The organism is Pseudomonas sp. NS1(2017) (assembly GCF_002269425.1).
Classification (GTDB): Bacteria; Pseudomonadota; Gammaproteobacteria; order Pseudomonadales; family Pseudomonadaceae; genus Aquipseudomonas; species Aquipseudomonas reactans.
The window spans coordinates 3,664,298-3,676,962 of record NZ_CP022960.1; the positions used below are offsets into that span (position 1 = coordinate 3,664,298).

Annotated in this window: 14 protein-coding genes and 1 riboswitch; of the genes, 6 read left to right on the forward strand and 8 right to left on the reverse strand. The window is 61.0% G+C overall.

Features of this window, described 5'->3' with window-relative positions; all coding sequences use genetic code 11:
* Window positions 1–75: 75 nt before the first annotated feature.
* Window positions 76–281, reverse strand: a riboswitch (cobalamin riboswitch).
* A gap of 114 nt (window positions 282–395) precedes the next feature.
* Entirely contained in the window at window positions 396–791 is a 396-nt protein-coding gene (locus CI807_RS17460) for a carboxymuconolactone decarboxylase family protein (protein ID WP_095015513.1), read from the forward strand.
* A gap of 5 nt (window positions 792–796) precedes the next feature.
* On the opposite strand, the gene CI807_RS17465 is transcribed toward CI807_RS17460, so the two are convergent.
* The 4 genes from CI807_RS17465 to CI807_RS17480 are packed head-to-tail and all read right to left on the reverse strand — an operon-like array spanning window position 797 to window position 4,780.
* Window positions 797–1,612, reverse strand: a complete 816-nt coding sequence (locus CI807_RS17465; RefSeq protein WP_095015514.1) for a PP2C family serine/threonine-protein phosphatase — start codon at window positions 1,610–1,612, stop codon at window positions 797–799.
* The gene (locus tag CI807_RS17470) at window positions 1,609–3,012 is read right to left on the reverse strand and encodes a serine/threonine-protein kinase (RefSeq protein ID WP_095015515.1); all 1,404 of its coding nucleotides are present in this window, start codon (window positions 3,010–3,012) and stop codon (window positions 1,609–1,611) included. Before CI807_RS17470 ends, CI807_RS17465 begins: the two co-directional genes overlap by 4 nt.
* 10 nt (window positions 3,013–3,022) lie before the next feature.
* A complete protein-coding gene (locus tag CI807_RS17475; RefSeq protein WP_095015516.1) occupies window positions 3,023–3,901 on the reverse strand; it encodes a DUF3365 domain-containing protein in 879 nt (292 codons plus the stop codon).
* A gap of 30 nt (window positions 3,902–3,931) precedes the next feature.
* Window positions 3,932–4,780, reverse strand: coding sequence for a hypothetical protein (locus tag CI807_RS17480; RefSeq protein ID WP_095015517.1), 849 nt, complete (start codon window positions 4,778–4,780; stop codon window positions 3,932–3,934).
* Window positions 4,781–5,054: 274 nt separating this feature from the next.
* Here CI807_RS17480 and CI807_RS17485 point away from each other — a divergent pair, with 274 nt between their 5' ends.
* The 3 genes from CI807_RS17485 to CI807_RS17495 all read left to right on the forward strand — a co-directional run bounded on the left by CI807_RS17485 (window position 5,055) and on the right by CI807_RS17495 (window position 7,345).
* The gene (locus CI807_RS17485; RefSeq protein ID WP_095015518.1) at window positions 5,055–5,753 is read left to right on the forward strand and encodes a hypothetical protein; all 699 of its coding nucleotides are present in this window, start codon (window positions 5,055–5,057) and stop codon (window positions 5,751–5,753) included.
* 148 nt (window positions 5,754–5,901) lie between these two features.
* Window positions 5,902–6,453 carry a DUF3455 domain-containing protein gene (locus CI807_RS17490; RefSeq protein ID WP_095015519.1) on the forward strand — a complete coding sequence of 184 codons (552 nt, stop codon included), beginning with the start codon at window positions 5,902–5,904 and terminating at the stop codon, window positions 6,451–6,453.
* A gap of 124 nt (window positions 6,454–6,577) precedes the next feature.
* Window positions 6,578–7,345: an outer membrane protein gene (locus CI807_RS17495; protein ID WP_095015520.1), complete on the forward strand. Its 768-nt coding sequence runs from the start codon at window positions 6,578–6,580 to the stop codon at window positions 7,343–7,345.
* Between the two features lie 10 nt (window positions 7,346–7,355).
* Here the strand turns inward: CI807_RS17495 and CI807_RS17500 are convergent, their stop codons facing one another.
* The 4 genes from CI807_RS17500 to CI807_RS17515 all read right to left on the reverse strand — a co-directional run bounded on the left by CI807_RS17500 (window position 7,356) and on the right by CI807_RS17515 (window position 11,005).
* A complete protein-coding gene (locus CI807_RS17500) occupies window positions 7,356–8,183 on the reverse strand; it encodes a hypothetical protein (RefSeq protein WP_095015521.1) in 828 nt (275 codons plus the stop codon).
* Complete coding sequence (locus CI807_RS17505; RefSeq protein WP_095015522.1) at window positions 8,171–8,371, reverse strand: hypothetical protein; 201 nt, start codon at window positions 8,369–8,371, stop codon at window positions 8,171–8,173. Before CI807_RS17505 ends, CI807_RS17500 begins: the two co-directional genes overlap by 13 nt.
* Window positions 8,372–8,492: 121 nt before the next feature.
* Entirely contained in the window at window positions 8,493–9,071 is a 579-nt protein-coding gene (locus CI807_RS17510; RefSeq protein WP_095015523.1) for a helix-turn-helix domain-containing protein, read from the reverse strand.
* Window positions 9,059–11,005, reverse strand: coding sequence for an FAD-dependent oxidoreductase (locus CI807_RS17515; RefSeq protein WP_177409635.1), 1,947 nt, complete (start codon window positions 11,003–11,005; stop codon window positions 9,059–9,061). The genes CI807_RS17510 and CI807_RS17515 overlap by 13 nt, the downstream gene beginning before the upstream one ends.
* A gap of 140 nt (window positions 11,006–11,145) precedes the next feature.
* On the opposite strand from CI807_RS17515, the gene CI807_RS17520 reads away from it, so the two are divergent.
* Together CI807_RS17520 and CI807_RS17525 are read left to right on the forward strand one after the other, a co-directional pair.
* Entirely contained in the window at window positions 11,146–11,904 is a 759-nt protein-coding gene (locus CI807_RS17520) for a class II aldolase/adducin family protein (RefSeq protein ID WP_095015525.1), read from the forward strand.
* A gap of 40 nt (window positions 11,905–11,944) precedes the next feature.
* Window positions 11,945–12,583 (forward strand): TetR family transcriptional regulator C-terminal domain-containing protein, encoded by a 639-nt coding sequence (locus CI807_RS17525; protein ID WP_095015526.1) that lies wholly within the window; start codon window positions 11,945–11,947, stop codon window positions 12,581–12,583.
* Window positions 12,584–12,665: the final 82 nt, after the last annotated feature.

Sequence of the window (12,665 nt, forward strand, 5' to 3'; positions counted from 1 at the left end):
ATCTTCGCAGAAGCACGCAGGAGAAGGCATCGCGCACACGCCGACACCGGCCCATGCCCGCCCACCGCAGGAGTTTGCCTAACAGAAATTCCAGGCCGGTCTCCGGGCTCTCGCGTATGGAACCCTTCACCTTCCCATGGCACGCAGGCCACAGTGGTGTGTCGAAGGGGTCACGCGAATACCGTTGCGGGGGCAGCACCGGACTGGCTCAAAAGAGCGTACCGGTTTCCCGTTTCACCCCAAGCACGGCGGCAGGGGGCACCTGAAACAGGCCGGCATCTGAACATTCGCATGACCGTTCGTCAACTCCGTCATCCAGGATTATCAGGCTTCACTTGCCAGTAATGGGGGCGGCGCGGTATTCCAGAACACTTACCATCCGCCTTGGAAATCCCATGACTCAACACCTCACCGAATACGCCGATGCCAGCCCCGAAGTGCGCGCGGTCTATGACGACATCATGCACACGCGCCAGGTCGATCAGGTCAACAACTTCTGGAAGTGCCTGGCCGCCCACCCGCCGACCCTGCGCCGGACCTGGGAAAGCCTCAAGGAAATCATGGCACCGGGGGCATTGGACCCGCTGACCAAGGAGCTGCTCTATGTGGCTGTCAGCGTGACCAATAATTGTCCGTATTGCATCGCGTCCCACACGGCGGCGGCGCGCAAGGCGGGGATGACCGACGAGATGTTCGGCGAGTTGCAGGCCGTGGTCGGCATGGCCAACGAAACCAACCGCCTGGCCACCGGCTACCGCGTGCCGGTGGACGAGGCGTTCAAGCTGCCATAGACGATTCAGCCGTCGAACCAGGCGAGCAGCACCGTGACATTGTCGCGCCCGGCGTATTCGCGGGTGAGGTGGATCAGCCGTTGGCAGGCGGTGTCCAACGTGTCGCGGCCCGCAGCGGCCAGCACCTGGGCCATTTCCTGGTGTGGGACGCAACCGTGCAGGCCGTCACTGCACAGCATCAGCAGGTCGTTGGGCTGCACCGGTTGCACGCGTACTTGCGGTTCTACCCGTGGTCCCGGGCCGATCGCTTGCAACAGCAGGTTGCGTGCCGGCAAGCGGTCGACTTTGCCGGCCTCAAGGGCTTGTTGATACCAGGTCTGGTCGCGGGTCAGCAGGCTCAACTCACCGTCGCGGTAGCGGTACAAACGACTGTCGCCCACATGGAACACCAACAGTGGACCACCGGCATGCGGGCGCCATGCTCCCGTGAGGGTGGTGCCCATGCCGCTGCCTTCGCTCATCTGGCGTGCCACGTTTTGCTGGTAGACGCACTGGTTCACCTGGTCGATGGCGTTGTGCAGGCGGCTGGCAGCTTGCATGTCCGGGTCCGACCAGGTGGCGTCCGGGTCGCTGCCGTCGTTCAGTGGGTCGACACGGTCGGCGTTGAGCGCCTGGCGCAAACTGATCAAGGCTTCGGCACTCGCCAGGGCGCCGGCTTCATGGCCGCCCATGCCGTCAGCCACGGCAAACAACCTGAGGCTGGGCTCCACCAGAAAGTTATCTTCGTTGCTCTGGCGTACCGTGCCGACATCGCTGGCCCCATAAGCGACCGCGCAGGCCAGACGATGGGGCCCGCAGGCGCTGAGGGGGGAGTCGGTCATGGCAGGGGCTCGAAGCTGTGGAGGAACGCCAGGCGCTGGGCCTCGCTCTCGATTGACTCGGCCAACCGTTGCAAAAAGGGTTGGCGCAGAGAGGTTGCGCGCAAGGCGCGACTGACCACGATGCGGGCGATGGGACCGATCAGCACCGCCAGCCGGCGTTCGGCCATGTGCGCGAAGTCGGGGTCGACTGGCGCAGGGATCACCTCGGTGTTCGGAACGATCGCGGTGGGTTCAGTCACGACCTCGGGCGCGGCAGTCGGCGGGTTGAGGCGTTGGAACAGCGACTGGCTGGCGCTGGCGAACTGCTCACGGCCGCGCTCCGACGGGATATGAGGCAACAATGCGGCGCAGATACCCTCGAAGTCATCGGCGCCATTGAGGCTCTTGCGCACCAGAAAGCGTGCAAGCGGGCCGATCTGGTGGGACAGCAGTGACTCCAGCTCAGGCATCACGGCCAGCTTCCAGGGTGTGAGGGTTTCCACGGCTTCGGTCGCTAACGCTGTCACGCCGCTGCTCAAGGGTTGGTTGGGGCGCATCAGCACGGTGCGATCATCGTCGATGTCGGCGCTGGTCCAACTGCCGGTGGTGGTGCCGAGCAGCGCTTCAAGGTCATCCAGAAAGGCGTGCGCCGAGGGATAGCGGTCGGCCGGGCGCTTGGCCAGGGCGCGGACGATCACGCTGTCCAACGCCGGATCGAGGGCCAGGTTCAAACTCGACGGTGCCACCGGCGTCTGGTTGAGAATCTGCTGCATGACCATGGTGGCCGACCCGGAAAACGGTCGCTCGCCGGTGAGCAGTTGGTACAGCACGATGCCGGCGGAAAACACGTCGGAGCGACCGTCGATCAACTCGCCGCAGAACTGTTCCGGCGACATGTAGCTGGGGGTGCCGATCATCGAGCCGGTCTGGGTAAGCGTGGAGGAGTCCAGACGTGCGACGCCGAAGTCGGTGACCTTGACGTGGTTGTCGGCGGTGATCAGCAGGTTCGCCGGCTTGATATCGCGGTGCACCACGCCCTTGGAGTGCGCGTACTCCAGGGCCAGCAACAACTGGCGCATCCAGCCGAGGCTGTGGCTGAGGTCACGGGCCGTTTGTGCTGTCAGCAAGGTGTTGAGCGGTGTGCCTTCGACGAACTCCATGGCGATATACGCCGAGCCCTCGTCCTCGCCGTAGTCGTAGACCGCGACGATGTTGGGATGCATCAGCCGGCCGGCGGCCTGCGCTTCATTCTTGAAGCGGCTGACCAACTCGGCGTGCTGGCTGTCGCCGAACAGTTCCTTGCGGATGGTCTTGAGGGCCACGGTGCGGGCGATGTTCGGGTCGAACGCCTTGTACACCGTGCCCATGGCGCCTTTTCCGAGCACGCTGTCGATGCGGTATTTGCCGAGTTGTTCAAGCATGGTCGCGGCCCTATTCCTCAAGCATCTTCATGGCGCTGGCCAGGCTGGTGCGCATGCGGCCAAAGGACTGGCCCATGCGCGCCAACTCGTCGTTGCCGCTGATGTCCATCGGCGGCACATCGACTTCCCCCAGGCTGACGCGGTCAGCCAGCACCGACATCTGCCGCAGGCGTCGGGTGACAAACAGGTGCACCGCCACGTTCAAGGCCACGAACAACACGGCGAAAATCCCCAGCATCGACATCATGTAGCTGTGCAGCAGGCTTCTGGCGCGTTGCATCGGCAGGTCCAGTGGCACCGAGACCAGTTGCGCACCGATGGTGTCGTTGAGTTTCCAGCCGAAGCCATTGACCGGCCCGTAGATGTCGACCATGGTTTTGGGGGCGGCCTCTGGCGTGCTATGGCAGGCCAGGCAGGCCGCGTCCTTGATCTGGATCGGTCGCGCGATGTAGAGCGACGTGCCTTTGTCATCGGCGCGCTCACCCACCATCTCATCGGTCTGCGGCTGGCTGCGTAGGGTGCTGATCAAGGTTTTTTCCCAGTCGTTGGCCAGGTCGCGCGGGTTGGTGGGGTTGAGCGTGGCTTCTTTGTAGGCATAGTCCGGATAAGACTTGAGCAGTTCCTGCAGGTGCGAAATGGCGGCGAAGTCAGGAACCGATTGCGGCAGGAACTGGAACTTCAGGCGGTTCTCCAGCAGCGGCACAATCTGCTCGGCCGTATAGGTGCTGGCGGCGGAGGCCGAGCGCATCAGCATGCGTGCGGTTTCCAGGGTTTCCCGGCGCGCACTCTGTTGCAGCATGTAATGGGTTGAGAGGCTGGTGGCGATAAAGCCGACGATAAACACCGCCAGGAACACCACGTTGAATTTGACCGCAAGCGACAGTTTCATAAAGACCTTCGGGGACCGACGTGATGGGGATCAGTGCGCATTCTTGCGACGTTCCAGGCGCAACAGCTCCAGCTCCCACTCCAGCACCCCGCCACGGTTGACCTTCACCGCCTGGCGGAACGTCGGGTCGTTAAGGCGCGGCGCAAAGCGGTTGGCGAGCATCTGTTGGCTGAGATTGAGCGGGCTGACAACCCAAGGGGCAATGTCGTCGTAGGTGACGTCACGCTCCTTTTTCGGCTCGGATGCGGCAGGGATTTTCTTGCCCAGCGGCACCAGCGGGTCGAGGAATTGGCGGGGCAGGGCGTCGATAAATGCCTGCTCGGGACGAGGCACGATCTTGAGGGCGCTGCCGGCGCTGCGTTGTGCAAAGTCTTCATGGCCCAGGGTGACGCTGTGCTCACCTTTGCCGTGGGCGTCTAGCTCATTGACCACCTGACTGCCGTCCTCGACGAACATCTCGGTCTGGCGTGGGGTCACGTGAATCACGCTTGAACTTTGGGTGGCGGTGAACGCCAGGGCACCGGTGGTCACTGCCAGGTTGGCGTGCGTGCTGCCCGCCACCGGTTGCAGCTTCAGCCAGCCATTGAGCAGATTGATTTGTGCGGCGGTGCGGTGGGTGGCGATCAGGATGCGGGTATCGGGACCCAATGCCAGGGTCGTCGACGCAATGCCTTCGATCTGCACACCAGCCGTACCGGTCTGCAGGATATCGCCCCCTTGCAGCCGGGTGCCGGCGCCCACGGTGTAGAGGCTGGTGGCGCGTATCAGCTTCAGCGGTTTTTCCGCATAGGCGATCACGCCAATAGTGGCTGGCGCCGCCAGGGCATGCGGCAACTGGAGCAAGCCTGCGAGCAAGAGGACTATCGAGAGTTTTTTCACGTGGGCGCCATCTATCGAGCACTGGGGGTCAGGCACCGATGCTGTAGCAACAGCCGGTGTTCGTGCGTGCGCAAGGCATCGCAGGGCCGAAGGCTACCGGCTGATAGGGCGTAGGAAGAAGACAATTATCTGCATGGAAAAGACGAATTCCGATTAAACGAAATCATGGAATAAAGCGTCCGGGGAGGGTGTTCTTCTGATGATTTCCCGTGATTCGAACGGCGTTTACAAGGATTGGCGAGACGTCGGCATCTTTCTTCTATCCGGAGCACCTATGACCAACACGTGCATGACCGCGTTGTCGTCCACCAAGACCTTCCTGCAACAGAACTTCATGACCGCCAAACGCATTCCTCCAAGCCTTGTGAAGGGGATCAACGTGTTTGACGTCAACAGCCATAGAGCCGGTGGATACCGACTGGCCACCCTGGATAAGCCGGGTGATTTTGGCAAGATCGAACGGCCGCTGATGGGGCATTGGGTTCCCCAGGGCGATTTTTGCGATATCCCGGTCAACCCTGGGGCGACCGGGTACGTGTTCACGCCGGACTTCAGTGGTTGTTCGATCCTGATCGATCAACTTGATGACCTCACTTACCGGGTGTTTCACGTGCAGGGCGGCAGTGATTACCTGAACAAGGAATACCTCAGTCGTTCCGACGGGCATGGCCTGGGTTTCGCCACCGCGATGACCTTTGACGACTATGGCGAAGCGGCGTATCCCCGTGGGTTCGCGTTCATGAAGTTTGAGGAGGAACGCTGGTGGATCTACTTCCAGCGCCAGAATGGCGTGGGGCTGAACTTCGCCAATGGCCAGTTCGCGATGGTCGGCGCTCAAACGGTACGCGGAGGCGGGCGGATACCGGTGCCGAACCTCAAGCGCGAGCCGCCACGCCAGGGTGTGATGCACAGCGGCAAGGCCGTGCCGACACCGGCCAGTCAGCTCGCGGAATTGGAGATCGAAGTCTGGTAGGCGAGGTTTTTACCCGGCTTGAAAAATAGTCGGGAATAAACCGTTCGGGTCGGTTGTTCATCCTGCAGACGCTGATAACCAGCCGCTACCGACGGACTTCAACATGATTAACCAGACGCTTCTTGACCCTTCTCCTGGCAGGCGAAAAATGAGTGATACCGATCCTGATGCCATCACCCGACGGAATCGTCTGGCGCTGCTGGTCGTGCAAGTGATCGGTCTGATTGTGCTGGTCATCTGCGCGGTCGATGCGCAGCGGGCACAGGCACAGGACTTGCCGGAACCTGCCAACGACGCGGCCAGGAAAGTGCTGATGACCGTGCGGGCTGCCGGCGTGCAGATCTATACCTGTGCTCGTGACAACAGTGGTCAACTTGCCTGGCAGTTTCGTGAGCCGCTTGCCACGCTGATGATCAATGGCAAGACCGTTGGCCGACATTTCGCCGGGCCCACTTGGCAACTGGATGACCGCAGCGCAGTGGTCGGCAAGGTCATTGCCCAGGCACCGGGGGCGAGTGCCCAGGACATTCCGCTGCTACGCCTTGGTGTAGTGAGCCATCAGGGCGACGGCGAGCTGGAACAGGTGGTCGCGGTGGAACGCCTGCATACCTTGGGCGGAGTATTCAGCGGCAGTTGTGCCCAGGTCGGTGAGCTGCACCTGGAGCCCTACAGCGCCGATTACCGCTTCCTCGGTCAGTAGCCTCATCCCGAGCCGTTCGGCTCAGTAATACCCCTCGAAATGAATTCATTCCTCGCGCCGATTGCCTTCGGCGTGCGGCGACGCTGTGCCTGTTACACCACTAAAAAACCTAGGAGCTCTGCACATGATCACGCGTTTACTTGCCGCTACGGCACTGACTGTTGTTGCTTCAACCTGCGCCCAGGCGGCGGATGCCTATTCGTCCGAAGGCCCGACGGACTGGACCGGTTTCTACGGCGGCTTGAGTGCCGGCTACGGCTTTGGTGGCGACGGCGATGTCGATACCAAAGGCCAGGCCGCACCGAACATCGCCAACATCAATGGCGGTGCACGCCCTGGCCGTGTGGACCTGGACCGCAACGGCCTCTTAGGTGGCATACAGTTCGGCTACAACTACCAGTTCGGCCAGTGGGTGGCCGGTATCGAAGCGGATATCTCCCATACCGATCTGCAAGACAGCCGAAACATCGGCACCGCTCAACTCAACACCCGCTTGGCGCTGAACAATAAATTCGAATCGAAGATCAAGTACCTTGGGACCCTGCGCGGTCGCTTCGGTTATGCGTTCGACCACACCCTGGTCTACGGTACGGCGGGTCTGGCCTATGGCGAAACCAGCCAGAGCGTCGACATGTTCGGCCCCACCGGCAATACCCAGTTCAGCGGCGACCAGAGCCATTTCAAGATGGGTTATACGGTGGGAGCTGGTATCGAACAGGCCATCACCAAGAACCTGTCGTTCAAGACCGAATACCTGTACTACGACCTGGGTGAAGACAAGCTGAACGTTGCGGTGATTCCGGGCAGCGGTGGAGCAGGGACTGGCTATGATTCCAAGTTCAAGAACGATGGGCAGATGTTACGCGTCGGGTTGAACTGGAAGTTTGACTGACGTTGGAGCCTCAGGCGCAGAGGCTTTCAGCGTGCATCGGGCGCGCGGGGCGGTGTTGATGGAACTCGCCCTGTCGCGGCTTGCTGTTTTTGCGGGTATGGACCGCGTTCCAGGTCGTGAAGTCGAACTGTGTGGCGGAAACGACATTTTCCTGGATCAGTGTGATGGGCGGCGGGGTAGCTGCATTTGAGAAGCGAGTACTCAGCGTGACCTCCAGTGTGTCCTTGTCTCGGTAGCCGCTGGGTATGGGGATCAGCGTGAAGGCATGATCGACACCTTCGGACTCGGTCGGTGTGCCTGCGAACAGTACGATTCCGACATAGACCTTTCGATCGTTCAAGCTGAACATGCACGGCCTGCACTGCACGATGGACTCTCTCAGCAGGATTTTGAAAGGCGTGCCCTCAAGGACACCCAGCGCCAGCAGCGAGTGGAGCTGGACGTCTGTTTCCAGTTGCAATATTTTCTTCTTCGCGCCCACATAGAGCGCTGACCAGAAGAAAGGAATTAACAGGGCCGTCAGGCCAACCTGCATCAGGAAAACCCATAGCGTGGCGTTTTTTTCGCTGGCAATATCAAGTTGCACCAATAGCGTGCCCAAGTAGCTGCTGTAGTCTGTTGCAATGACATGACCCATGATCGGGACCGCCTGCTTTGACACTGCCAGAACGGCTGCAGTCAGGAGGGTCGAAGCGATCAGGCAAGCCATTCCCATCCTGGCCACCTGCAAATAGAGCAGTTGTCCTTGGAAGCGGTGCAGGCGTACGTAGAAAAAGGGGTGCCTGATGCAGACCATGTATCCGCTGACCAGCAAGGGGACGATGATCAGCAAGCCCATGAATGATCAGCCTCCATTTTACGTAGTTGCTCCATGGCGTCCTTGTAACCCTGCGACTCCAACACTTCGGCGGCATCCAAGCCGATGCCTCCGTACACGACTTTCCATGTTTTACGGGACTTGACCTCTTTCACGCGCTCCCGCTCATCCTGGGTCGGCTTCCCGAACAACAAATGCAATAACGACATGGCGATATCCTCGAAGAGAAGTAGCCATTTTTATAGCAAGTGAAAGGCCCCCTCACCATTGATGGCCGCCTTGCCACTGTCGCCAGTTCCCGTAGGAAACGTCTCCATCTGTATGGGTGGCCTAAAATGTCGGCGGTGTAATCACCCAGATCACCACGGTTTCTACCTTGCCAGGGTTGCCGTAGCGATGGGGCTCACGGCTGGCGAAGCTGAAACTGTCACCGGCCTGCAGCAGGAAGTGTCGCTCACTCACCCACAACTCGAACTGGCCGCTCAGTACGTACCCCGCTTCTTCGCCTTCATGGCTGTAGCTCTGCTGGCTATACGTACCCGGCGGGAAGCTTGATTGGAGCATTTCCAGTTGGTGGTTGGGCAACGGCGTCAGCAATTGGTCGACGATGCCGTCCTCGTAGTGAATGCTCTGGCGGTTGCCTTTGCGCACTACATAGCCTTCGTCTTCGGCAGCGGCTACGGTTTCGCTGGCGAAGAACCACTGGATGGTCACGCCCAGGCTGCGGGCAATATTGAACAATGCGGGAATCGATGGATACGCCAGGTTGCGCTCCAACTGGCTGAGGTAGCCGGCCGTCAATTCGCTGGCCTGCGCCAGGGCCGTGAGGGTCAGGCCCCGCGCCTTGCGCAGCCCACGAATGCGCGTGCCGAGAAACAGTTGCTGGGGATTGTCTGTCACAGGTTCCACGCCACTTTGAGTCCTTCGTAGATCGCTTCTTCGGCGGTGCGCGGGGCCAGGCAGTCGCCGATGCGATCAAAGGGCACCACGCCTTGCAGCTCCGCGCCCAGAGTGTCTACTGGCTGGTGACCCTGGCACAACACCAGCGTGTCGATATTCTCCAACAGCATCGGCTCGCCGCTGGCGGTGTGTTGCAAGTAGACCGTGGTGTCATCGCAGCCATAGAGGCGGGCGTAAGGGATGATCGGGATGCCCAGCCGATGCAGTTCGCCAGCCAATTGATCCCGTACATACAGCGGCAGGTTTTCCCCACAATGGGTGCCATTGACCACCAGTTGCACCTGATGACCGGCGCGCATAAGGCGCTCAGCAATACCGGGGCCGATCCAGTCGCAACGCCAATCGACCACCACCACCGAACGGCCCAGAGTGACCTGCTCACGCAGCACCTGCCAGGCATCCACCACCTGAAGCTCGCCACCCTGTTCGAAGGCTGGCCAGAAAGGCTCGGCGCCGGTGGCGATGATGACGTGATCGGGCTGTTTCTGTTCCACCAGCGCACGATCGACCCAGGTATGGCGCACCACCCGTACCCCCGCCAGTTCCATTTCACGTTGCAGGTTGGTACTGGCGCCGCCGAATTCGCTGCGCCGTGGTAGCAGTTGGGCCAGCAACACTTGCCCGCCCAATTGCCCGCTGGCTTCATACAGCGTCACGTCATGCCCGCGTTGCGCGGCGACTGCTGCTGCTTTCATGCCTGCCGGGCCACCGCCCACCACCATGATGCGTTTGGGCTTCACTGCCTGTTGCAACACACCAAACACCAGCTCGCGGCCGGTCTCGGGGTGCTGGATACAGGAGATCGGCAGCCCCTTGTGAAAATGACCGATGCAGGCTTGATTGCAGGCGATGCACGCCCGCACGTCTTCGGCACGGCCGCCAAGGGTCTTGGCCGGCATCAGCGGGTCGCAGATCAACGCACGCGTCATGCCGCAGACATCGGCCTGGCCCCGCGCCAATATCAGTTCGGCTTCCTGGGGCTGATTGATTCGCCCTGTGACGAATAGCGGAATCGACAGGCTGGCCTTGAATGTGGCCGCCTCGCTGGCGAGGTATGCGGCGGCAATCGCCATGGGCGGCACGATATGGACTGCGCCGCCCAGGGACGCTGATGTGCCCGCGACGATATGCACGTAATCCAGCTGGGTTTGCAGGTGTTGAACGGCCTCAAGCGACTCGTTTTCAGTGAGGCCTTCGGCGTCGCGTTCATCGGCAGAAATGCGCAGCCCGATAATGAACTGTTCGTCGGTGGCGGCCCTTACGGCTTCGATGATTTCCCTCAAGAACCTCAACCGATGTTCCAAAGAACCGTTGTAGTCATCGGTACGCCGGTTTACCCGAGGATTGAGAAACTGCGCCGGCAGATACCCATGACTGGCAACCACTTCCACCCCATCGATCCCGGCCTCATGCAAGCGCCTGGCAGCCGCCGCATAACCCGCGACGATCTCGTTGATCATCGCCTGGTCCAGCGCTCGTGGCATCACGCGAAAGCGTTCATTCGGCACCCCTGACGCCGAGTACGCCACGGCGAGCAGACCATCGGCGGACTCCATGATTTCGCGTCCCGGATGGAAGATCTGTGACAGCACCACGGTGCCGTGTGCATGGCAGGTTTCGGCCAGTTCGCGGTAACCGTCGATGCAGCTGTCGTCGGTCGCCATCAGCACATGGGAGGTATAGCGCGCACTGTCATGCACCCCGGCCACCTGCAACACGATCAGCCCCACACCGCCTTCGGCGCGAGCACGGTGGTAGGCGATCAACTGCGCATTGACGCGGTTATCGGTGGGCATCGAGGTGTCGTGCCCGCTGGACATGATGCGGTTTTTCAGGCGCTTGCCGCGCAGTTCCAGAGGCTCGAACAGATGGGGAAAGGTCAGGTGCGACATGGTGAAGATACTCCAGGCGCTGTTATTGTTATTTTTCTATAGGAGGCGAGCGTCAGTAAAAAATCAACTTGTTTTTTTACTGGTGACTGAATTAGCGTCGCCCTCACCAACCCCGTGCCTGGAGAATAAAAATGACTCACTCCACCGAACAGCAGCTACGTGAACAGCTCGCCGCCTGCTACCGATTGATCGCGCACTACCGCATGAGTGACCTGATTTTTACGCATATTTCGGTGCGCATCCCTGGGCCCGAGCACCACTTCCTGATCAATCCCTACGGGCTGATGTTCGACGAAATCACCGCATCGAGCCTGGTGAAAATCGGCCTGGACGGTCACGCCGTGGAGCCCTCGGCGTATGCGGTCAACCCGGCGGGCTTCGTGATTCACAGCGCGATTCATGGCGCCCGCGAAGACGCCCAGTGCGTGCTGCATACCCACACCCGTGCCGGCTGTGCGGTGGCGGCCTTGGAGTGCGGGTTGTTGCCGGTGAACCAGATTTCCATGGAGTTCTACGGCAAGGTGGCCTACCACGATTACGAAGGTGTGGCCCTGGACATGGATGAGCAGCAGCGGCTGGTGCGTGACCTGGGCGACAAGCCGGTGCTGATGCTGCGCAACCATGGTTTGCTGACGGTAGGTGAGACGGTCAGCCAGGCGTTCCTGCGCATGTATTACCTGGAGAAGGCCTGCGATATCCAGATCGCCGCCCAGGCGTGTGGCAAGCTGGTGCTGCCGCCCGCCGAGGTCTGTGCCTACACCGAACAGCAATTCAACAACCCTGGCCGCCCGCTGGAAGAGGGTGAGTTGGTCGACCTGGACGCCATGCAACTGGCCTGGGCGGCGTTGCTGCGGATGCTGGATCGGGTGTCGCCGGGTTATCGCGACTGAGGTAGAGTCATGCTGCCGACCCAATCGTAGGAATAACCGCATGACCCAGGAATCCCGTTTTTCCCGGATGGACCCGGAAGTGCGCAAGGCCAATCTGGTCCAGGCCACGCTCACGTGCCTCAAGCGTGACGGGTTCCAGGGTGCGTCGATCCGCAAGATCAGCGCCGAGGCCGGGGTGTCGGTGGGGCTGATCAGCCACCATTATTCGGGCAAGGATGAGCTGGTTGCCGAGGCCTACCGCACCATCACCGACCAGGTCATGAGCCTGCTGCGCGAAACCATGGCCAAGGCGCCGCCGAGCCCTCGGGAGCGCCTGTCGGCGTTGTTCCGTGGCTCGTTTTCCGCCGAATTGCTCGACCCGCACCTGCTGGACGCCTGGTTGGTGTTCTGGGGCGCGGTCAAGACGGCGCCGGCGATCAACCTGGCCCACGAACACTCCTACGGCGAGTACCGCACCATCATGCGCTCAGCGCTGACCGACATGGCCAAGGAGGAGGGCTGGAAGCACTTCGATGCCGATCTGGCCGCCATCGGCTTGAGCGCACTGCTCGATGGGTTGTGGCTGGAGTCGGGGCTCAACCCCGGCACCTTCACGCCGGAGCAGGGTATCCAGATCTGCGAAGCCTGGGTCGATGGCCTGCAGGCCGGTGGTCGCCAGCGTTATCAGCTCAAACCCTGAGTCTTCTGCAGCCGCCTGAACGCAAGGTTCAGGTCGGCCATTTCCCCTTCTGAAAATATTTGCGGTTTGCCGATTGCCTTCT